Origin of the sequence: Cyanobacterium stanieri LEGE 03274, assembly GCF_015207825.1 — a bacterium.
Taxonomy (GTDB): domain Bacteria; phylum Cyanobacteriota; class Cyanobacteriia; order Cyanobacteriales; family Cyanobacteriaceae; genus Cyanobacterium; species Cyanobacterium stanieri_B.
In genome coordinates this window covers 15,022-36,502 of the sequence record NZ_JADEWC010000028.1, presented here as the reverse complement: position 1 = coordinate 36,502, position 21,481 = coordinate 15,022, and the positions used below count along the sequence as shown (strand labels likewise).

Sequence of the window (21,481 nt, the reverse complement as noted above, 5' to 3'; positions counted from 1 at the left end):
ATTTTGAGTTATTTTTTCTTGAATTTTTAATGCTGAATATGAAAAGAATATATTTATCTTATGCAAGGTTAATGACAATGATGGAAATCATGTGACACTACTTGAATTGTCTGTTTCAAGAGATTGTATCTTTGCTGTTAACCCGTCGTATCATGAATTACAAGGCTAGGGGTATTTCGTTGAATTAGGGTTGCTTATTTTGTTTCTGAAACATCATCAAACTACAGCAGGTATATAATGCTATAACCATTATGAGGATTGCCTATTGCCGAACAAAAGTAAAAATCAGACCTTAATTCACAAAGCTATATTTTCTAAGGGATGAGAAATTGGGATGATTAGTTAAATTATTTGGGGGGTTGTGGAGGATAAATAGATAGTATTACTGTCTGAAAGTAATGGGGAAATAAGGCTTATTAGGGTGAGGAAGGAGACAAAGCCGATGGGTTTATTCATGGTTTTACTTTTTGTGACTGATATATCTATTATGGTAATTTGATTGTTAGAATTAAGGCGATTTGTAATTTTAGTTTGCGAAATTTAACAAAAGTGGTATATCGTCATTGGTTATTATCTGTTTTAGTCATGTTAGGGGTGACGTTAAATCCCCCTAGGGTAAAAGCTCAAGCTGTAGTTCCTTATACTCCAGAGATAAGTTCGGAAACTTTAGCACCCTATGGCTCTCAATTGTTACAGGATGCGGTGCAGTTGATTCGTTTTCAGGAGTATGGGTTGGCTTTATCGAGGGCAAGGTTAGCGGCTCGTTTGTTGCCGAATCAGTATGAGACTTGGTTTATTTTAGGAACTTTACATATTCAAGAAGGGGATAATCAGGCGGGGGTTGATGCTTTTGTGAGGGCGAAGGATTTAGCGCCTGATGAGCCTGAGGTGTTGTTTGCTTTGGGTAATGCTTATTTTCAGGTGGAGGATTATGAGTCGGCTATTCGTGAGATTCGGGCTGGTTTAGCTTTTAATAGTGAGAGTCCTCAGGCTTTTTTTGATTTGGGTAATTCTTATTTACAGTTAGGACAGTTTACCGATGCGATCGCCTCTTATCAACAATCATATGATTTAGATGAGGAATTTTGGCCGGCTATTAATAATATTGGTTTAGCTGAATATGAGCAGGGCAATAAGGAAAGGGCGATCGCCCTTTGGCGTGATACAGTGAATATAGATCAATCTCAAGCAGAACCGTTACTGGCGATCGCAGTGGGACTATATCATCAAGGAAGACAAACTGAGGCTATCCGTCTAGGTACTCAAGCCTTACAATTAGACGGTAAATACGGTAATCCAGAATTTTTAATCCTCAATCTGTGGGGGGAAAATCTAATGGCAGATACAGAAGTATTCTTTGCCAATCCCACCATGAAAAGAGTTTTAGAAGATAATTTAATACCCTTAGAAGATCAATAAGTTGAGGTTAATTAATAGTATTTTTTGATCACCCCATTTCCTTTGATTTACTATTAGCCCATTGTCCGTGAATGCTAACAAAGTAGGGGACAGAATAACTTAAAATACCACTCAACCAACGTTGGGGGGTCATTTTTCCTTGGGTTAAAGCCGTACCGTGATTAATCATGAATATAACAGTACCAACGAATAAAGCTACCTTGACACCCTTTTTAGCATATTTGGGAGTGACTAAATATTGTCCATAACTGGTTAAACTATTATTCATCACTGGAGAACAAGATTATATTTTTATAGTTGAACATATAATGACTAAACACAATTCTATGGTAATTAGAGTCCCTGCAACCACCGCAAACATGGGGCCTGGGTTTGATTGTTTGGGTATGGCACTGAGTCTTTACAATGAATTTGAATTTAAACTTAGTTCAGAAGCTACTACTTTCAAGGCTTTTGGCGTAGATGGCAAAATAATAAACCTTCCTAAAGATAATTTGTTATATCAATCTTTTGTCAAGGTTTACGAACATATCGGCGAGGAAATTCCCCAAGTCCAGATCACTGTAAAGGTGGGTGTACCTATGGCTAGAGGTTTGGGAAGTTCAGCCACTGCCATTGTGGGTGGTTTATTGGGGGCTAATTATTTCGCTAAAAATCCCTTATCCTCCCAAGAGTTGACGAACTTGGCGATCGCCCTTGAAGGACATCCTGATAACGTAATTCCTGCTTTTATGGGTAACTGTATCCTTTCGGTGGGCAGCGGTGATAATTGGCATTTTGTACCAATTCCCGTTAATCCAGATATTGCCTTTGTTTTGGCTATCCCCGATTTTGAACTATCCACCGAGGAAGCAAGGGGAGTATTACCGAAAAATTTAACTTACAGTGATTCGGTATTTAATATCGCCCATCTCGGTTTACTTTTAAGGGCATTACAAACAGGTAAAGCACAATGGTTAGCCGAAGCCCTCAAAGATAAATTACATCAACCCTACCGCCGTGCTTTAATCAAGGGTTACGATGAACTAGAACAGGCAGTATTGAGCCATAAAGGCTATGGTATGGTAATTAGTGGGGCAGGACCTACCCTCTTGGCTTTATGCCCTCAGAATGAGGCTGACAATGTGGCTCAGGCCATGGAAAAAACATGGCAGGGAATGGGGGTAAAAGCTAAAGTGCGATCGCTCTTAATTGATACCAAGGGAGCAGGGATAATTGACAATGAACAATGGACAGTTAACAATTAGAGATGGTTGGAATCCTATAAAGTGAACCTCAATTCGGAATAATAGTCGTCAATATAGTTAGGTTTTAGGTGACTGGTTGTAGGTTTAAAATACGACCAGCCTTTGTCAATCTATTTAAATAGATTTTTTATCAATTCTTTAACCTAACACCTGATACCTTCCCAGTCTCACAACTCTATTTTTCACGAAACCGATTTTATGACACCAAAAAATAATCCTCAATTACCACCTATCACAGACATAGAAGTTGATCACAGTTTGAGAGCAACCACCGAAGAATGGTTTGAATATCCCATAACAGTGCATCCCCATCACACCGACTATGCCGGGGTAGTATGGCACGGTAACTATATCCCCTGGTTAGAAGAAGCGAGGATAGAATATTTACGTCAAATAGGCATTGACTATGTCGATTTAGTTAATGCAGGTTGTGAATTACCTGTAGTGGAAATTAATCTTCGTTATCATCAACCCCTCAAAATGGGACAAAGTGCGATCGTAAAAACCCGTCTCAACCAAATCCAAAAAGTAAGAATGCACTGGGATTACGAAATCGTCTCCTTTACCTCCCAACAACTTTACCTCAGCGGTAGAGTTACCCTCGTGGGAATAGATACCCAAAAAGGAAAAATTCTAAGGCAACTGCCACCGATTTTACAAGAAGCCTTAATTAAGATGTCCTAGTTAAGAGGATAATAACTGTCAGTAGGGTTAGGTTTCAAGTTAAAGGTATTAAGGACATATAGGGACATAAGAGGATAATAGCTTATACTAAACCCGTAAATCAAAATATACCTTAGTTCAATTTATTGAACGATAAACTACTGTTAGCCTTGTAATTCATTGCAAGGCGAGAGATGATATATTTTCTAAATCGAATTTGGTATTAGGTGCTAGATCGTAATTTATTAACTATCAATTGTTAATTGTCCATTGTTTACACCTTTACAAGACTGTAAATTTTATCCCGAATTCAGGTTATCTTAGTTCAATTTATTGAACCAACTACCCTTAGCCCTGTAATTCATTACACACTGGGGCAACTGGGGTACAATCTATTTATAACAAATTATCCGAACGTGACATAACACCTTTAAAACGCTAAAAACGTAATCCCCAACTCAAGTTTTCTTAGGATTGAGTGTAACAATTCTTTACGTTTATTCAGTTACGTAGCCCTTGTCGATTATGCTATTGATTGAAGAAAAAATATTTTAAGATAAACAAAATACGGAGGTAAAATCCTTGACTCTTCCTCTTCTTAATTACACTCCCAGCTCTCAGAATTCTCGTGTAGAAGGATTCGAGGTAGGTGGAGACGAACAACCTAAAATCTATAATGCGGAAAACTTACTTTTCGCATCAGACATGGACAACTTAATTGAGACGGCCTATCGTCAAATTTTCTTCCATGCTTTCAAATCCGATCGTGAAATCGCCCTAGAATCCCAACTACGCAATCGTCAAATCACCGTCCGTGATTTCATTCGTGGTTTATTATTATCCGAAACTTTCAGAAATAGTTTTTACGAAAAAAATAGTAACTATCGTTTTGTAGAACATTGCGTACAAAAAGTTTTAGGTCGTGATGTTTACAACGAAAAAGAAAAAATTGCTTGGTCTATCGTTATCGCCACCAAAGGTTATAAAGGCTTCATCGATGAACTATTAAACTCCGATGAATACCTCGAAAACTTTGGTTATGACATAGTACCCTATCAACGTCGTCGTAACTTACCCTCCCGCGAACTCGGTGAAAGACCTTTCAATATCAAATCTCCTCGTTACAACGAGTATCACCGTAACCAACTTGGTTTCCCCCAAATTATTTGGCAAAATCAAGTACGTCGTTTTACTCCCCAAGAAAAACAAGTCAAAGCAGGAGATCCTTCTGGCTATCTAAACTTAGCTCGTAGCATCGGCTCTAAAGCCACCCCCGCACCCCGTGTGTCTGCTATGAATATTAGTTTAGACAGAGTTCCCTACCGTAAATCGTAGGGTAATCAGTCATAAATTAACTCTCTATAAAATAATTAGCAATGGGGTTTTTGCCCCGTTGCTTTTTTAGTACAAATCATACTTGAGTAAAGTACAAGGAATCCCGCCATTATCCACAGGAATACGCCGAGAAGTTCTCAAACCAACCTTTTTACTCAATTCCTTATTACCACAAAGAATATAAGCAGTCCACCCCTTAAATCTTTGCTTCAGAACATCTCCCAACAACTTATAAAAAGGAAATAATTGTTCTGTTTCCGATAACCTTTTACCATAAGGAGGGTTACAAATCAAAATACCATGATCCGCAGGTGCTTCCACATCAATCAACTTTTGATGATAAAACTTTACCTTATCCGCAAACCCACAAGCACGAGCATTACTTTGAGCTTGTAAAACGACATCTTCATCCGCATCACTACCGACAATGATAGGCATGGTATCTTTTTCTGCTTCTTCTGCTTTCCTAAAAACGTCATCCCATAAATCGGAATCATAATTATTCCAACGTTGAAAAGCAAACTCTCTACGATACAACCCCGGAGCGATATTTAAAGCCATTAAAGTTGCTTCAATGGCAAAAGTACCTGAACCACAGAGAGGATCAACCAAAGGCAAATCAGGTGTCCAATCAGTCATGTATAACAAAGCAGCTGCTAAGGTTTCTTTTAAGGGCGCTCTACCCATGGCAGGGCGATAACCTCGACGATGAAGACTTTCCCCCGAACTATCTAAACTTAAAGTACATTTATTTTCCCGAATATGGGCATTAATAATTACATCAGGGTTTTCTGTATCAATATCAGACCTAACCCCATATTTCTCCTGTTGTTGGTCAACGATCGCCCTTTTCACCTGTAAAGCTGTAAAATGACTATGATTAAGACGAGGACTTTTCCCTGTACAGTGAACCACAAAAGTTTGAGAAGGACTAAGAAAATCAGACCAATCAAATTTTTTTACACTTTGATATAACTGCTCAGAATCATAACTAGGAACAACCTTTAAAGTCCACAAAACCCGAAATATCGTTCTACACCATAAATTTACTCGATATAATAATTCTAAATCTCCCTGAAAATGTACCCCCGTAAAATCTGCTTTAACATTATCTCCTCCCAAACTGATAATCTCTTGGGAAGCAATATCTTCTAAACCTCTGCCCACAGTGGCAAAATATTGATAGGTCATTAATAATCAATTATTGTTTACTCTGTTTGCTAACTATCTTAATCTGCAAACCACACTTCAATCACCACATTAAATCATCTCAACGGGATGATTATGCCCTTTATCAATCCAATTCATTAAACTTTATAAATAAAAGTTTGGAAAATACTACGGTAGGAACTATCGTGATTAAATATCCAGTGTAATGGCTTTTTGTCGGGGGTAATTGCCTAGATAAAGCCGTCATGAATGAGGGATTTTTAGACCCAAAAATTTTGATAAAAAAGGATGCCTAGAAAAGCACCCTAAAAAAATATCAGAGATCTTAAACCTGATCAACTAACGATCCACAGATCCCATAATTACATCAATACTACCGAGGATTGCCATCACATCAGCAACCTTAACCCCTTTAAGTAGATGGGGAAGAATCTGTAAATTATTAAAATCAGGCGCTCTAATCTTCCAACGCCAGGGGAATACATCATTATTTCCCACAATAAAGATACCCAACTCACCCTTACCACTTTCTAAGCGAACATAATGCTCACCCTCAGGAATTTTAAAAGTAGGGGCTACCTTCTTGGCAATATATTGATATTGAAAATCATTCCACTCCGACTTTTTACCCTCAGCCATCCTTTTAGCTTCCAAATTTTCATAAGGGCCACCAGGTAAATTTTTGAGGGCTTGACGAATAATTTTCACAGATTCACGCATTTCCCGAATTCGGATCAAATATCGAGCAAAACAATCCCCAGCAGTTTCCCACTGCACATCCCAATCAAAATCATCATAACATTCATAATGATCAACCTTTCTCAGATCCCATTTTACCCCCGAACCCCGTAACATAGGGCCAGATAAACCCCAGTTAATAGCTTGTTCACGGGTAATAGTACCGATACCCTCAACCCTTCTGCGGAAGATAGGGTTATTAGTAATTAGCTTTTCATACTCATCCACCTTAGGTAAGAAATAATCGCAGAAATCTTCACACTTATCCACCCAACCATAAGGTAAATCAACAGCTACCCCACCGATACGGAAATAGTTGTTATTAATCAGACGCATTCCTGAAGCAGCTTCCCATAAATCATAGATCATTTCCCGCTCACGGAAAATATAGAAAAATGGAGTCTGAGCTCCCACATCAGCCAAAAATGGGCCAAGCCAAAGGAGGTGGTTGGCAATACGATTAAGCTCAAGCATAATTACTCGAATATATTGAGCTCTTTTGGGAACTTCAATATCCGCTAATTTTTCGGGAGCATTAACTGTAATCGCCTCATTAAACATCCCCGCAGCATAATCCCAACGGCTAACGTAAGGAACATACATCACATTAGTACGGTTTTCCGCAATCTTTTCCATGCCTCGGTGTAAATAACCAATGACAGGTTCACAATCGACCACATCTTCACCGTCTAGGGTAAGAATTAACCTCAAAACCCCGTGCATGGAGGGGTGGTGAGGTCCCATGTTTAATACCATGGGTTCTGTTCTAGTTTCAATTTTAGGCATATAGCAAATTTATATTTGGATAATATTTCAACCTGTGAAACAATTTTGTTTGGAAATTCGACAATGATTTGGTCTGTATCTCCGTTACTATTGACTGTTTTTATATTTTATAGGTTATTCGCCTTTTGTTCCCCGTGGGAATAGGTAAATACATCTTTACTTTTCTTAATAAATAACATACCATGTAAATCTAAGTTACAATCAGTTACTTAACTTTAATAAAATCCATAATAATAAACCTTTTATAACTATGACGACTCAATCAAAATCTAAAAACTCAAACATCGAATTATTACAAAGAGCTTACAATGCGGATCAGCAGGTAAAATATATTCATTTAGAGGCTGAAATAGATTTATTGTTACATCAAATTCAAGCTCAACAAAATAAAGTAAAATAGTTTCATAACCCAAAAGTCTATGATCATTGGGAGATTTGACGCTAAAAGAGTCAATGTTAAATTTCCCAATTTTTCTTAGCCATAAAATTTTTGTTTGAATTCTATAACAGGAGTAGTAAGTTAAATTGTTAACCCTTGGTGTAAATATTGATCATGTGGCGACCATTCGCCAAGCCAGACGTACCGTAGAACCAGATCCCATCGGCGCCGCAGTATTAGCCGAGTTGGCAGGGGCTGATGGCATCACAGCGCACCTTAGAGAAGATAGACGACACATTCAAGATAGAGATATTAAACTACTAAGGCAAACAGTGCGCACCCATTTAAATCTGGAAATGGCTCCCACGGAGGAAATGATTAATATTGCCCTGAGTGTAAAACCTGATTATGTTACCCTTGTACCCGAAAAAAGGGAAGAAGTCACCACGGAGGGGGGAATCGATATTGTTAATAATTTAAATCGTTTTACTGAGGTAGTGGGGAAGCTACAGGGCGCTGGTATTCCTGTGAGTTGGTTTATTGATGCTGATGAAGCTCAAATTGAGGCGGCAGCAAAAACAAAGGCTTTATTTATCGAATTACACACGGGTAAATATGCTGATGCGGAAAATAAGCACGTTGAAGCCCAAGAGTTGGAAGCTCTCAAAGTAGGCACGAAACAAGCGTTAGATTTAGGTTTAAGGGTTAACGCAGGTCATGGTTTAACCTATTGGAATGTTTTTCCTGTGGCTTGTATTGAGGGCATGGAGGAATTAAATATTGGTCATAGCATCATTAGCCGTGCCGTCTTGGTGGGCCTCGAAAGGGCGGTTAGGGAAATGAAGTTAGCTATGAGGGGAGAACTTTAATTCCTATCAAGTTTTATCATTACTTTAATTGTATGTAATACACTTGATTTTTGTGATAAACCTTATTAAAAATATACACTGCAATGCGATCGCCTTTAATTTAAATATATATTTACTGGACTAGTTTTCTAGATGCTTGGTGTGTAAAAAACTATAACAAAACTTTAGGCTAATTTTATTGATAAAAAAAGGTGGGTAAAAAACCCACCCTAAAACTAAACTTTTCGACACAAGATGAAAAAATGATTCAACTAACTACCTGCCTTAGCAAGTAAAGGAGTTGTATTTTCTTCAGCTTTAATAGTTACCTTACCTTCTTCATTCACATCTACTAAGGCGGCATCTCCTTCCTTGAGACGTTTAGAGAGGATTTCTTCTGCCAAGACGTCTTCTAACAGACGCATGATAGCACGACGTAAAGGACGAGCCCCATAGGCTGGATTATATCCTTCTTCGATTAAACGTTCCTTGAATTTGTCGGTTACTTGTAAAGTAATTTCCTGCTCAGTGAGACGGGCAAATACTTCTTTGAGTAGAAGTTCGGAGATTTCCTTGACTTCTTCTTTGTTGAGTTGACGGAATACAATGATTTCATCAAGACGGTTAAGAAATTCAGGGCGGAAGTAATTTTTCAACTCCTCATTAACGAGAGAGCGAATGCGGTTATATTGAGACTCGGTTTGATCGTCTTCAAGCTCAAAGCCTAATCCGCCGCCACCTTTTTCGATGACTTTTGAACCAATGTTGGAAGTCATGATTAAGAGGGTATTTTTGAAGTCAACGGTGCGCCCCTTAGCATCAGTTAAGCGTCCATCTTCGAGGATTTGTAGAAGAAGGTTGAATACGTCTGGATGTGCTTTTTCTATTTCGTCGAATAATACAACGGTATAGGGACGACGACGCACGGCTTCGGTAAGTTGTCCCCCTTCGCTATAACCAACATATCCTGGAGGAGAGCCGATCAATTTAGATACTGTATGACGTTCCATGTATTCAGACATATCTAAACGAATCATGGAATCTTCAGAACCGAAGAAATAGGTAGCCAAAGCCTTGGTAAGTTCTGTTTTACCAACCCCTGTAGGACCAGAGAAAATAAAGGAAGCAATGGGGCGATTAGGATTTTTCAAGCCCACTCTAGCACGACGAATAGCACGGGAGATGGCTTTTACAGCGTCTTCTTGACCGATAATTCTTTGGTGAAGAGTATCTTCCATGTGAAGTAGTTTTTCAGATTCGGATTCGGTGAGTTTTTGTACGGGTACACCGGTCCAAGATGCCACAATTTGGGCAATTTCTTCTTCGCCGACAACGGGACTATCGCTGACATCGGGATTTTTCTTTTTCTGATCCGCTAAACCACGGATTTCGGATTTTATTTCCATTTCCCGATCGCGCAGTTCCCCTGCTTTATCAAAGTCTTGAGATCTAACCGCTTCGTCTTTTTCTTTTAAAACTTCCCGTAGCTCTTGATCTAGCTCTTTGGCTTCGGCGGGTAGTTGGGAGTTGAGTAAACGAACCCTTGATCCTGCTTCATCAATGAGGTCAATGGCTTTATCGGGTAAGTAGCGATCGCTGATATAACGATCAGATAGTTTAGCGGCGGCCTCAAGGGCTTCATCACCAATTTTTAGTTTATGGTGTTGTTCATAACGCTCCCGTAAACCAAAGAGAATTTCAATGGTTTCTTCAACGGTAGGTTCTCCCACCATCACAGGTTGGAAACGACGGGCAAGGGCTGCATCTCTCTCAATGTGTTTGCGGTATTCATCGAGGGTAGTAGCACCAATACACTGTAATTCTCCACGGGCAAGGGCTGGTTTGAGGATGTTAGCGGCATCGATCGCCCCTTCGGCTGCCCCCGCACCGATTAAAGTATGGACTTCATCAATAACTAGAATCACATTTCCAGCTTGACGAATTTCCTCCATAATTTTTTTGAGTCGTTCTTCAAATTCCCCACGATATTTAGTACCAGCCACCAATAAACCCACATCGAGGGTGACAACCCTTTTATCTTCCAATAAATCAGGAACATCCTTATTACCAATTCTTTGGGCAAGGCCCTCGGCGATCGCCGTTTTACCTACCCCCGGTTCACCGATTAATACAGGATTATTTTTGGTGCGACGACCGAGAATTTGAATAACTCTTTCAATTTCCTTTTGTCTGCCCACCACAGGATCTAACTTTCCTTCGGCGGCAAGATTAGTTAAATTAGAGCCAAACTCATCAAGAGTTGGAGTTTTATTGGAACGATTGCCCCCACCAGCCCCCACAGGAGCCGATTCTGTTTCTCCTAACATTCTGATAACTTGGGTTCTTACTTTACCTAAATCAACCCCAAGATTTTCTAAAACCCTAGCGGCTACTCCTTCCCCTTCTCTAATTAACCCTAAAAGTAAATGCTCTGTGCCAATGTAGTTATGACCTAACTGACGAGCTTCTTCTAAAGATAATTCTAAGACTCTTTTTGCTCGGGGAGTAAAAGGAATTTCCACCGCTACAAATCCTGAGCCACGACCAATAATTTTTTCTACCTCAATACGGGCATCCTTAAGATTAACACCCATGGGCTTGAGGACTTTGGCGGCGACACCGGTGCCTTCTCCGATTAAACCAAGCAAAATTTGCTCAGTACCAACGAAGTTATGACCCAAGCGACGAGCTTCTTCTTGAGCCAACATGATCACCTTGATCGCCTTTTCTGTGAAGCGTTCAAACATAATATACCTTAATTCACCTTATGCCTTGTTTATTGTTGATTTTAGCATAGGAATATGGTCAGTCTGTGCCAACTGACACAGTATCTGGTTCGGAAATCAGTATCTTATGTTAGTATTTTTTTTCTTTGCCCTCAAGAAATCCTTAATATATATACTGTCTAGGCTTTCTTTGTTTACTTTCTCCTAGGTAAAGAAAAGATTAATTTTTTTTGTTAACTAATGAAAACAGACATTATCCCTAGAAAAAATCTCCCTTAAAAAAGAGAGATTGAGCTTAAAGAAATAATGTTATGAATGGCTTATATATTATGCCTTTGTGGGCTGTGTTGTCGGTGCTAATTTAATATTTTTGGCTAAACCGAAGAAGGATAGAATTTTGATGGTAAACCAAGTCAAATCTACTTCCCACCACTGTAAACCATGACGGGCAGAATACTGATAAGCATGGTGATTGTTATGCCAACCTTCACCGAAAGTTAATACGGCAACCCACCAACAATTACGGGAGTGATCTTTAGAATCGTGGCTTACATAGCCAAACTTATGGGTGGCGCTGTTTACAAACCAAGTTACATGGAATACTACAACTAAGCGTAAAAAGATTCCCCAAACCACAAAAGACCAACCGCCCCACCAGAATAATAATAATCCTAGGGCTACTTGGACGGGGATAAAGTATTTATCACACCATTGATAGAAAGGATCATTTTGAATGTCTTTGGTGTATTTAGGGACAAGTTTATTGGCAGGATTTTTGATAAACATCCAACCCATATGACTCCACCAAAATCCCTTATTAGAATCATGGGGATCACCATCATGGTCAGAAAATTTGTGGTGAACACGATGTAAACCTACCCATTGGATAGGTCCACCCTGACAGGCTAGACAACCACATAAAACTAATAAATATTCTAGCCATTTAGGGGTTTCAAAGCTACGGTGAGAAACCAAGCGATGAAATCCTAGGGTAATACCAATACAAGCAGTTAGCCAATAAAGGACGAAGAAAATGCCCACTGCGCCCCAGCTAAAGTTACTGGGTAAAAAGGCAAAAAGAGCCACTAAATGAATAGTAGCCATGTATATGATTATGTTCCACGCTAGTGGTGATTTTTCTGAAGTTGAAACTGTCATTTTTATGCTAAAACTCGACTATTCTTTACTAAATTTATTTTCATATCTTGTCAAACGAAAAAGTTTTTAAAATTTTAATCCTAAACTTTGGTTAAAACTCAGAAGACAAGTACAAAACAGGTATTGGTATTGGTATATAATTACCAATTTTCACCAGTTTGTTATTTTGACATGGATGTCAGTGTTAATAAATTATATATCATCCACTAATAGTATCAAATTATAATTTACAATGGCATATTAGTATTATCCTTTTATTTCTTTCAAGCGAGTTATGGTTGACACAAGTTATCGATTACTCGTTTAAAAATTTATTTAATATCTTTTCAAAATGAACCAATTTTTTCAGGCTTCTTCTCCAAGACAAATCAAGGAAATATTAGACTTTTGTAATGTTAATTCTATAGAAATCATAGAATGGAAGCAAAATTCAAGATGGCAAAATAAAATCAAAATGGCTGGGTTGGCAGATTGTATTCCTCGTTACTTAGTTTTTCCAAATACCACCGTCATGCTATCACAATTAGTTAATTTTGCCTATAGAAATCATTGCCGTGTTATCCCTACTGGTGAGGGTACGAAGTTATCTTGGGGAGGGTTAAGCCAACCTGCTGATTTATTGATTAGTATGGTTAACTTTAATGGGGTGGTGGAATATGGGGAGAAGGATTTGGTTATTACGGTACAAGGGGGGATGAAAATTAAAGATTTAAATCATTTTTTGGCTTCTAGGGGTCAGTTTGTACCCATTGATCCTTTTTTTGAGGATGATGCCACGGTAGGAGGGGTGGTGGCGACGGGAAATAGTCTTTGTTGGCGTCAGCGTTATGGAGGGGTTAGGGATTTAATTTTGGGTTTATCCTTTGTTCGTGCTGATGGTGAGGCTGTAAAGGCTGGGGGTAAGGTGGTTAAGAATGTGGCGGGATATGATTTAATGAAGTTGTTTACGGGTTCTTATGGTAGTTTAGGGATTATTACGGAAGTTACTTTCCGTGTTTATCCTTTGATGGCTTCTTCTAGTTCTGTGTTTATCACTGGAGAAAAGAAGGTTTTAGGGGTTCTGCGAAATATGATTACTCAGTCTAGTTTAACTCCTACTATGGCTGATTTTGTGGCTCATTATTCTGCCATTGGGGCTTTGGGTAGTGGGGCTGATTTTGGTTTAGGGATACGTTTTGAAGGTATTAAGCCTAGTGTAGAGCAACAGGTTAAACAGGTGGAAAGTTGGGCTGAGGATTTGGGTTTATCTTCTTTGGTTTTTGGGGATGCCCTGGAGAGAAATTTTTGGAAAGATATTAAGGTGATGGATTATCCTACGATTTGTAAGGTGGGGCTTATGGGCAATCGTATAATTAATTTATTTAGTCGCTTTGGTTATGAGGGTTTTATTAATATTAGTAGTGGAGTTGGTTTTGTTTTTCTTGGGGAAGATATTCGGGCTCATCAAGTTTTGGCTCTCCGTAGGTTTTGTGAGGATAATGGTGGTTATTTGTCTATGGTGCGATCGCCCTTAGCGTTACAAAAACAAGTAGAACCTTGGGGTTATGTAGGCAATGGTTTAGAAATGATGAAGAAAATTAAGGAAAAGTTTGATCCCCAAGGGGTATTTTATAACCGTCTTTTTTAGCTATTGAGATGAACTACTACTTGGCGCAAGTGCGATCGTTCCCGATGTTCCCAAACATAAATCCCCTGCCATGTACCTAATAAAAGATGACCATTATTAACAGGAATAGTGATAGACGTATGAGTTAAAACAGAGCGGATATGAGAAGGCATATCATCCAACCCCTCAGCACTATGATAATAGTCCGTAGGACTTTCAGGAACAAGTTTACTAAAGAAATTACTTAAATCCGTCAGCACATCAGGATCAGCATTTTCTTGAATAATCAAACTAGCACTGGTATGCCGAATAAAAACCGTACATAATCCCATATCCATACCCCATTGGGCAACCACATCATTAACATCACGGGTAATATTATGTAAACACTTACCACTGGTTTTAATTTTAAGAATATTTTGATGACAAACCATAGAAACCATTTAAAAATTAGACCAAAAAAAAGAGGGTGCTATTAAATAACACCCCCTATATAACTATGTTTTAAACTAGACTAACGATATTAGTCAAGGTCTGGCATGAATAAGCTAGGCTCATTCTCACGATCAATACCCTTCTCAAAACCACCAGCAGCAGCACGGGCGCGGCCTGCATGCCATAGGTGACCAATTAAGAAGAAGAAACCTAATACAAAGTGAGAAGTAGCTAACCATGCACGGGGAGATACATAGTTGAAAGAGTTAACGTCAGTGATTACACCACCCACAGAGTTCAAAGAACCTAAAGGAGCGTGAGTCATGTATTCAGCGGCACGACGTACCTGCCAAGGTTGAATATCATTTCTGATTTTATCTAAATCTAAACCGTTAGGACCACGGAGAGGCTCTAACCAAGGACCACGGAAGTCCCAGAAACGCATGGTTTCACCACCGAAGATGATTTCACCAGTAGGAGAACGCATTAAGTATTTACCAAGACCAGTAGGACCTTGAGCAGAACCTACGTTAGCTCCTAAACGTTGGTCACGAATTAGATAGGTTAATGCTTGAGCCTGAGATGCTTCCGCACCAGTAGGACCATAGAATTCACTGGGATAAGCAGTGTTGTTATACCATACCATTACAGAGGCGATGAATCCCATGAAAGATAAAGCACCTAAGCTGTAAGAAAGATATGCTTCACCAGACCATACAAGGGCGCGACGAGCCCAACCAAAAGGCTTGGTTAAGATGTGCCAGATACCACCTGCAATACAGATGAAACCTACCCAAATATGACCACCGATGATGTCTTCCATATTATTAACACTCATGATCCAGCCTTCGCCACCGAAAGGAGCTTTAACCAAGTAACCAAAAATGGTTGCAGGGTTTAAGGTTGGGTTTGTAATAATACGGACATCCCCACCACCAGGGGCCCATGTATCGTACACACCGCCAAAGAACATGGCTTTGAATACAAGTAAGAATGCACCTAAACCTAAAAGGATTAAGTGATAACCAATGATGTTGGTCATTTGGTTTTTATCTTTCCAATCGTAACCGAAGAAACTGGAATATTCTTCTAAGGTTTCAGGACCACGTAAGGCGTGGTAAAGTCCACCTAAGCCTAATACGGCAGAGGAGATGATGTGTAATACACCAGCTACGAAGAAAGGAAATGTGTCGGTGATTTCACCACCAGGACCTACACCCCAACCTAAAGTCGCAATGTGAGGAAGAAGGATTAAACCTTGCTCGTACATTGGTTTTTCAGGAATGAAGTGTGCGGTTTCAAATAAAGTCATAGCACCGGCCCAAAAGACGATTAGACCAGCATGGGCAACGTGAGCGCCTAACAATTTCCCAGATAGGTTGATAAGTCTAGCATTACCAGACCACCAAGCGAATCCAGTAGATTGTAGGTCACGACCGCCTATGGAATTATTAGAGAGCGTTACCACGGGGAAGTACCTCCTCAGGAAATTCAAATTTTTGATGGGGTTGATCTTGGGGCGCCATCCATGCGCGCAACCCTTCGTTTAATAGGATGTTTTTGGTATAAAATGTTTCAAATTCTGGATCTTCTGCGGCTCTTAACTCTTGAGAGACGAAGTCATAGGCACGAAGGTTAAATGCTAAGCCGACGATACCAATAGAACTCATCCACAAGCCAGTTACAGGCACAAACAACATGAAGAAGTGTAACCAACGTTTGTTGGAGAAAGCAATACCGAAGATTTGAGACCAGAAACGGTTAGCAGTAACCATGGAGTAGGTTTCTTCTGCCTGGGTAGGCTCAAACGCACGGAAGGTGTTGGCTTGTTCACCATCTTGGAATAGGGTATTTTCTACGGTTGCACCGTGAATGGCACAAAGTAGCGCACCACCAAGAATACCTGCTACACCCATCATGTGGAAGGGGTTAAGAGTCCAGTTGTGGAATCCTTGTAGGAACAAGATAAAGCGGAAGATTCCTGCTACTCCGAAGGAGGGAGCAAAGAACCAGCTAGATTGTCCTAGAGGATACATTAAGAAGACACTGACAAATACGGCGATAGGGCCAGAAAATGCGATGGCATTGTAAGGACGAATACCGACCAGACGAGCAATCTCAAATTGACGTAGCATGAAGCCGATTAAACCGAAAGCTCCGTGTAATGCTACGAAAGACCATAAACCACCGATTTGACACCAGCGAGTAAAATCGCCCTGAGCTTCGGGACCCCATAGGAATAGGATGGAATGACCAAAAGCATCAGCAGGACTAGATACTGCTACGGTTAAGAAGTTCGCACCTTCGAGGTAGGAACTAGCTAAACCATGAGTGTACCAAGAAGTTACAAAGGTAGTACCTGTTAACCAACCACCCAAAGCCATATAAGCACAAGGGAAAAGAAGGATTCCAGACCAACCCACAAAAACGAATCTGTCTCTTTTGAGCCAGTCGTCGAGGGCTTCAAACCACCCTCTTTGCGCTGGAGCGCGTCCGACTGCAATAGTCATAATGTTTCTTTTCTTAACTTTTTGAGTTTTACTATGATGTTTTCTCTGTTTTATGAGAGAAAACTGAAATTGATACTGAGTAATATTCCCAGTACGTCATTAACTTTTCTTAATATAGCATGAGTCAAGGATATATCTTAATGGTTTTCCAAAATAAATCCTTTTTTTATGACTTGCTATTTACCATTGTTAACAAAAATTTTACAAATTGTCACACTTTTCTCAGAAAAAGAGTTACATTTAGTGGTTGTTATGTAATCTCTGACTAAAAGCATGGATAAGGCTTTTTATTTTAAGATTTTGAGCCGTTCCAACCGCTGTTGGGTTCGCCATCACAATAGCTCCACAAACCTTCAAACTCGGATCTATTAGCGTTCATTTTATAGGAAATTCGCCCCCAATGAAAAGAACCATCCATAGCTCGAGAGCATCTTTGAGCTGAACCGTTTTCAATCCAATAGCCATTGAGGGTATTGCCTGTAACCTGTCCTCTGATTCTCCCGTTATCCTGACTATAACTCCCTTGAACCATATTTCCTGATTGGGATAAATTCATTGTCCCTTCGGAGGTATTCCAGCGGCCTTGCCATACGGAATTAAATGCAGAGTCAAAGGCGCTGTGATTTGTATTGTCTTCACTAAAACGAATGATTTTTACTTCTCCTCTTGTTAAGGGGAGGGTATATTGTCTGCCGTCTTGTGTCTCTACAATCATTTCAGCTTTCGCAATTCCTGAAAAGGAAATACTTGAAATGGTTAGGGTTGTAAAAAGAGATGTTAACCTGATTAGGCTTTTCATTTTGTACAGTTGTTTGTAATATTTTTTTTGATTACACATAATCATATAACGGTTTTATTATTGATAGATATTTAATATGTAAAGTTGTATATTTAAAATAATATTGTTTTATTTTATGATAATTTTTAAACACTAATAATAGCTAGAGCATAATTAATTATTGTTATTTCATATTTACATAATTAATGATTTTCAATAGTTTGTTTTTCTTGAATTGAATGATTTAAACATTGACCATAGGCGCTAAATCCTGCGTTGCGTAAAGCGTTGATTGTGTTTTCTGCATTTTGTACCCAGTAGTTGTGTCCGAGGCGAATAAAAATCTTTTCTTGTAGTTCGTTGATAACTGCAAAAACTGGTATTTTAGCTTTATTTTTTTCTCCTGATTGTTCTTGTAAAATACTCTTTAATTTTCCTTGCAATTTTGGATTATCAGCTTGATGATAGTTGAGATTAATTAATACCATTTTGACTTGATCAATTACTTCTATATAATCAATAATAATTTGGGATTTATCATCTCTTTTATTTTTATCTGCTTTACCCCAAATAATCACGGGGACATCTTCCCTAAGTTGGCTTTTAACTTCATCATAGGTACTGGCAAAAACGATCGCATCTACTTGTCCAGAAATATCTTCAGCGGTTAAAAATGCCATGGTATTGCCGTTTTTATCAATGTGAGGCTTAATACTGGTAAGCATGGCTACTACACAGATTTTTTTTCTTGCTTTTTGTTCGGGTAAATCAGCGATATTGATAGGAGCGAGGATTTTAGCTGAATCTATAAAGGGTTTTAAAGGATGTTCAGAAACATAAAATCCTAAGTATTCTTTTTCAAATTTTAGTTTTTCTTGAGCAGAAAAATCTTCTATTTTAGGCAGTTGAGGAGCATTGGCATAAACTATTTCATTAGTATCATTTTTGTCATTAGAAGCCAATAAATCAAGCATATTTAGCTGTCCGCTTTCCTTTTCTTGATGTCTTTTTTGTGACCAACTAATTAATAATTCTAAACCTTCTAAAAGTTGTTTTCTATTACTATGAACGGTATCAAATGCCCCTGCATAAACTAAGGTTTCTAAGGCTCTTTTGTTGACGGTTTTTAAATTTATGCGACCCATAAAATCGCTGATGTCTTCAAAATTGCCCCCTGCTTCTTGCCTTGCATGAAGAATATTATCGATCGCACTTTCGCCCAAGTTTTTAATGGCAGATAAGCCAAAAATAATCGTATTATTATCGGGGGTAAAATCTTTTTGGGAATTATTAATATCAGGGGATTTAACCTCTATGCCCATTTTAAGACAATTTTCCCTGTATTTTTCTACTTTTTCCTGACTATCACTACTAGCGCTCATCAGGGCCGACATATATTCTACGGGATAATTTGCCTTTAAATATGCTGTTTGATAAGTAACATAGGCGTAGGCGGTAGAGTGAGATTTGTTAAAGCAATTAGAAGCTACTAAACCATTTGCTAATAAAAAATTATGGTCTTTTTCTACTCCTATATCATATACTTTTTGGATGCCGTGCGATCGCCTTTTAATTATTTTTACCATAGCTAATCATCGATAATTGATTTTATTTGTCTTGCTATTTTCCAACTCCTTGTCACTCGCCTACAGCCCTAATATTTATTGACTACTCAAAGCATTAACAATAGTTTCCGTATTAGCTCTCATCATACCAATATAAGTACCTGACTCACTACCTTCAACCCCCAATGAATCAGCGTATAATTCATTCGGTGCAACCTCTACCCCAGCTTCTTGGGCAACGGTTTCGATTAAAGTAGGATTGATAGTGGTTTCAGCAAAAATCGACTTTACCCCCTTAGAATTAATAGTTTCTACTAAATCCCTGACGGTTTGGGCGCTTGGTTGCTCTTCTGTGCTAATACCGATTAAAGTACCGGGTATTTCTAAACCATAGGCAAACCCATAATATTGGAAGGCATCATGGGTAGTAACTAACTGCCTTTGGGAAGGGGGAATAGTGTCAATTTGTTCTTGTATCCAAATATGTAATTCTTCTAAATCTTCGACTAAGTTTTCAGCATTTTGCCTGAAGGTTTCTTCCTCTTGGGGCAATATTTCTATTAGTTGTTCTTCAATACCCCTAACCATGATAATAACATTTTCTACGTTACCCCATACATGGGGATCGGGGACATTTTCTTCTCCCTCGGTATCTAGGGGTGTTACTAATTCGGCTACGGCTAGTTTTTGAGCGTTTACCCCTGATGAGTCAATGAGTCTAATTAAATTGGGTTCGAGGTTATAACCGTTATAAAAAATTAGGTCAGCATTTTCGAGGGTGATGTTATCCTGTGGTACAGGTTCGTACAAGTGTGGATCAGCTCCTCTGGCTAATATTCCTGTGTGGTTAATGGCTTCTCCGCCTATTTCTTCGGTAAGGTTGGCGATGATGGTAGTTGTACTTACTACGTTTAGTTTCTCGTCGGTGTTGTTGATTACTTGGTTGTTACCACAAGCTGTGATGGTGAAAAGGGTTACTACGATTAATTTAATTTTGGCTATTTTTTTGAACATTGATTTTCATAATCTTGTCATAATTGCTAGATAAGAGTTTATCATAATCTTTTCATAATTGGACAATGAAGCATAAAAAAAAGAGGCTATAACCTCTACAAGTGTTTAAACATAAGATTTGATTATATGATTGGGCGTAGCCCAGCACTTCATGATCGCACATATTCTCTGAATGTGGACTTGATATGATTTGTCATTTTGGCCTTGCTGATTTTGAGGATGAAACATTATGAATTACAGTAAATGTATAGTATGAAAACTATTATTACTATTGCCCAACCAAACTAAAAATCATACCTTCATTCACCAACGCCGTCATTTTCAAATTTGACCTATACTGTTTAAAGGATAAAAGCGAAAAATTGCTTTGCCAATGATATATTCTTGCGGTAAAAAGCCCCAAAGGTGAGAATCGTTGCTATTATTGCGGTTATCCCCCATCACAAATAAATCTCCTTCTGGTACGATGGTTGGCGCTAGGGTGTAATTAGGAGTTTCTAGGATGTAGTCTTCTTTTTGGGCAATATCGTTAACATATACTTGTCCATCTTTTACTTCCACCATGTCTCCACCCATGGCGATAATACGTTTAATAAAGGCTTGACTGGTTTCGTAACCGAGAATTTGCAGCTGAGGAGGAGGAGTAAAAACAACGATGTCTTGACGGTGGGGAGAAGAAAATTTGTAAGATACTTTTTCTACTACGATGCGATCGCCCGTCTCCAAAGTTGGTATCATGGATTCTGATGGGATATAACGGGGTTCAGCAATAAAAATTCTAATGGCGATCGCCATTATTAAACCAACCAAAATAATTAGAGAATTTTCCTTAATTTGTTGTTTTTTGATAGAAGATGTTTCGGGGGAAGATTTAGTCATAAAAAGATGATATGTAAACAGTTATTAAGATTGATGAAAAAGAAACTAAAAAAAGTCCAACAAATAGCCAAACCTAGTAAAGTATTAAAAATCAGAGATATATGATTAGTGATAAATAAAAAATGAGCTAATAGTTTATTATTAATAAAGTTTTGACAAAAAACAAACACTCCAACGCCAATAAATGAATTATTCCTGATTAAAAGTTCACTTTGAGGGATTAAT

At 38.7% G+C, this 21,481-nt stretch carries 19 protein-coding genes; 7 read left to right on the top strand and 12 right to left on the bottom strand.

The genetic code is table 11. From position 1 onward, the window contains the following. The first annotated feature begins 531 nt into the window (after positions 1 to 531). Positions 532 to 1,419 carry a tetratricopeptide repeat protein gene (locus IQ215_RS11560; protein ID WP_241735311.1) on the top strand — a complete coding sequence of 296 codons (888 nt, stop codon included), beginning with the start codon at positions 532 to 534 and terminating at the stop codon, positions 1,417 to 1,419. 28 nt (positions 1,420 to 1,447) lie between these two features. On the opposite strand, the gene nrtS is transcribed toward IQ215_RS11560, so the two are convergent. Then, entirely contained in the window at positions 1,448 to 1,687 is a 240-nt protein-coding gene (gene nrtS, locus IQ215_RS11555; protein ID WP_193801543.1) for a nitrate/nitrite transporter NrtS, read from the bottom strand. A gap of 40 nt (positions 1,688 to 1,727) precedes the next feature. Here nrtS and thrB point away from each other — a divergent pair, with 40 nt between their 5' ends. The 3 genes from thrB to IQ215_RS11540 all read left to right on the top strand — a co-directional run bounded on the left by thrB (position 1,728) and on the right by IQ215_RS11540 (position 4,664). Then, positions 1,728 to 2,666 carry a homoserine kinase gene (gene thrB / locus IQ215_RS11550; RefSeq protein ID WP_193801542.1) on the top strand — a complete coding sequence of 313 codons (939 nt, stop codon included), beginning with the start codon at positions 1,728 to 1,730 and terminating at the stop codon, positions 2,664 to 2,666. Between the two features lie 198 nt (positions 2,667 to 2,864). Continuing rightward, positions 2,865 to 3,350, top strand: a complete 486-nt coding sequence (locus IQ215_RS11545; protein ID WP_193801540.1) for an acyl-CoA thioesterase — start codon at positions 2,865 to 2,867, stop codon at positions 3,348 to 3,350. 561 nt (positions 3,351 to 3,911) lie between these two features. Next, entirely contained in the window at positions 3,912 to 4,664 is a 753-nt protein-coding gene (locus IQ215_RS11540) for a phycobilisome rod-core linker polypeptide (RefSeq protein ID WP_193801538.1), read from the top strand. A 66-nt stretch (positions 4,665 to 4,730) separates the two neighbouring features. Here IQ215_RS11540 and IQ215_RS11535 read toward each other — a convergent pair whose 3' ends face one another. Continuing rightward, entirely contained in the window at positions 4,731 to 5,855 is a 1,125-nt protein-coding gene (locus IQ215_RS11535; protein WP_193801536.1) for a THUMP domain-containing class I SAM-dependent RNA methyltransferase, read from the bottom strand. Positions 5,856 to 6,173: 318 nt separating this feature from the next. Then, positions 6,174 to 7,358 carry an NAD(P)H-quinone oxidoreductase subunit H gene (locus IQ215_RS11530; RefSeq protein ID WP_193801534.1) on the bottom strand — a complete coding sequence of 395 codons (1,185 nt, stop codon included), beginning with the start codon at positions 7,356 to 7,358 and terminating at the stop codon, positions 6,174 to 6,176. Positions 7,359 to 7,608: 250 nt separating this feature from the next. On the opposite strand from IQ215_RS11530, the gene IQ215_RS11525 reads away from it, so the two are divergent. Beyond that, positions 7,609 to 7,758, top strand: coding sequence for a hypothetical protein (locus tag IQ215_RS11525; RefSeq protein ID WP_193801532.1), 150 nt, complete (start codon positions 7,609 to 7,611; stop codon positions 7,756 to 7,758). A gap of 125 nt (positions 7,759 to 7,883) precedes the next feature. Next, a complete protein-coding gene (locus tag IQ215_RS11520) occupies positions 7,884 to 8,606 on the top strand; it encodes a pyridoxine 5'-phosphate synthase (protein ID WP_193801530.1) in 723 nt (240 codons plus the stop codon). A gap of 251 nt (positions 8,607 to 8,857) precedes the next feature. On the opposite strand, the gene IQ215_RS11515 is transcribed toward IQ215_RS11520, so the two are convergent. Together IQ215_RS11515 and IQ215_RS11510 are read right to left on the bottom strand one after the other, a co-directional pair. Further along, on the bottom strand, positions 8,858 to 11,332 hold the full coding sequence (locus IQ215_RS11515) for an ATP-dependent Clp protease ATP-binding subunit (protein ID WP_193801528.1): 2,475 nt from the start codon (positions 11,330 to 11,332) through the stop codon (positions 8,858 to 8,860). A gap of 306 nt (positions 11,333 to 11,638) precedes the next feature. After that, entirely contained in the window at positions 11,639 to 12,469 is an 831-nt protein-coding gene (locus IQ215_RS11510; protein ID WP_193801526.1) for an acyl-CoA desaturase, read from the bottom strand. Positions 12,470 to 12,800: 331 nt separating this feature from the next. Here IQ215_RS11510 and IQ215_RS11505 point away from each other — a divergent pair, with 331 nt between their 5' ends. Beyond that, entirely contained in the window at positions 12,801 to 14,096 is a 1,296-nt protein-coding gene (locus tag IQ215_RS11505) for an FAD-binding oxidoreductase (RefSeq protein ID WP_193801525.1), read from the top strand. On the opposite strand, the gene IQ215_RS11500 is transcribed toward IQ215_RS11505, so the two are convergent. From IQ215_RS11500 to lepB, 7 genes are all read right to left on the bottom strand, one after another. Beyond that, positions 14,093 to 14,509 carry a secondary thiamine-phosphate synthase enzyme YjbQ gene (locus IQ215_RS11500; RefSeq protein WP_193801575.1) on the bottom strand — a complete coding sequence of 139 codons (417 nt, stop codon included), beginning with the start codon at positions 14,507 to 14,509 and terminating at the stop codon, positions 14,093 to 14,095. The genes IQ215_RS11505 and IQ215_RS11500 overlap by 4 nt on opposite strands. A gap of 89 nt (positions 14,510 to 14,598) precedes the next feature. Further along, complete coding sequence (psbC, locus tag IQ215_RS11495; protein ID WP_193801523.1) at positions 14,599 to 15,978, bottom strand: photosystem II reaction center protein CP43; 1,380 nt, start codon at positions 15,976 to 15,978, stop codon at positions 14,599 to 14,601. Continuing rightward, the gene (psbD, locus tag IQ215_RS11490; protein WP_015221810.1) at positions 15,962 to 17,020 is read right to left on the bottom strand and encodes a photosystem II D2 protein (photosystem q(a) protein); all 1,059 of its coding nucleotides are present in this window, start codon (positions 17,018 to 17,020) and stop codon (positions 15,962 to 15,964) included. The genes psbC and psbD overlap by 17 nt, the downstream gene beginning before the upstream one ends. A 292-nt stretch (positions 17,021 to 17,312) precedes the next feature. Then, a complete protein-coding gene (locus IQ215_RS11485; RefSeq protein WP_193801516.1) occupies positions 17,313 to 17,735 on the bottom strand; it encodes a hypothetical protein in 423 nt (140 codons plus the stop codon). Between the two features lie 266 nt (positions 17,736 to 18,001). Further along, a complete protein-coding gene (locus tag IQ215_RS11480) occupies positions 18,002 to 19,384 on the bottom strand; it encodes an OB-fold nucleic acid binding domain-containing protein (RefSeq protein ID WP_193801514.1) in 1,383 nt (460 codons plus the stop codon). 75 nt (positions 19,385 to 19,459) lie between these two features. After that, the gene (locus tag IQ215_RS11475; RefSeq protein WP_193801506.1) at positions 19,460 to 20,377 is read right to left on the bottom strand and encodes a metal ABC transporter solute-binding protein, Zn/Mn family; all 918 of its coding nucleotides are present in this window, start codon (positions 20,375 to 20,377) and stop codon (positions 19,460 to 19,462) included. Between the two features lie 321 nt (positions 20,378 to 20,698). Next, positions 20,699 to 21,256: a signal peptidase I gene (lepB, locus tag IQ215_RS11470; protein WP_193801499.1), complete on the bottom strand. Its 558-nt coding sequence runs from the start codon at positions 21,254 to 21,256 to the stop codon at positions 20,699 to 20,701. Positions 21,257 to 21,481: the final 225 nt, after the last annotated feature.

Excerpts from the sequence above, each read along its gene's own strand:
- nrtS (WP_193801543.1), bottom strand. The coding sequence starts at position 1,687 with ATGAATAATAGTTTAACCAGTTATGGACAATATTTAGTCACTCCCAAA.
- thrB (WP_193801542.1), top strand. The coding sequence starts at position 1,728 with ATGACTAAACACAATTCTATGGTAATTAGAGTCCCTGCAACCACCGCA.
- IQ215_RS11545 (WP_193801540.1), top strand. The coding sequence starts at position 2,865 with ATGACACCAAAAAATAATCCTCAATTACCACCTATCACAGACATAGAA.
- IQ215_RS11535 (WP_193801536.1), bottom strand. The coding sequence starts at position 5,855 with ATGACCTATCAATATTTTGCCACTGTGGGCAGAGGTTTAGAAGATATT.
- IQ215_RS11530 (WP_193801534.1), bottom strand. The coding sequence starts at position 7,358 with ATGCCTAAAATTGAAACTAGAACAGAACCCATGGTATTAAACATGGGA.
- IQ215_RS11525 (WP_193801532.1), top strand. The coding sequence starts at position 7,609 with ATGACGACTCAATCAAAATCTAAAAACTCAAACATCGAATTATTACAA.
- IQ215_RS11515 (WP_193801528.1), bottom strand. The coding sequence starts at position 11,332 with ATGTTTGAACGCTTCACAGAAAAGGCGATCAAGGTGATCATGTTGGCT.
- IQ215_RS11510 (WP_193801526.1), bottom strand. The coding sequence starts at position 12,469 with ATGACAGTTTCAACTTCAGAAAAATCACCACTAGCGTGGAACATAATC.
- IQ215_RS11505 (WP_193801525.1), top strand. The coding sequence starts at position 12,801 with ATGAACCAATTTTTTCAGGCTTCTTCTCCAAGACAAATCAAGGAAATA.
- IQ215_RS11500 (WP_193801575.1), bottom strand. The coding sequence starts at position 14,509 with ATGGTTTGTCATCAAAATATTCTTAAAATTAAAACCAGTGGTAAGTGT.
- psbD (WP_015221810.1), bottom strand. The coding sequence starts at position 17,020 with ATGACTATTGCAGTCGGACGCGCTCCAGCGCAAAGAGGGTGGTTTGAA.
- IQ215_RS11485 (WP_193801516.1), bottom strand. The coding sequence starts at position 17,735 with ATGATTGTAGAGACACAAGACGGCAGACAATATACCCTCCCCTTAACA.
- IQ215_RS11480 (WP_193801514.1), bottom strand. The coding sequence starts at position 19,384 with ATGGTAAAAATAATTAAAAGGCGATCGCACGGCATCCAAAAAGTATAT.
- IQ215_RS11475 (WP_193801506.1), bottom strand. The coding sequence starts at position 20,377 with ATGTTCAAAAAAATAGCCAAAATTAAATTAATCGTAGTAACCCTTTTC.
- lepB (WP_193801499.1), bottom strand. The coding sequence starts at position 21,256 with ATGACTAAATCTTCCCCCGAAACATCTTCTATCAAAAAACAACAAATT.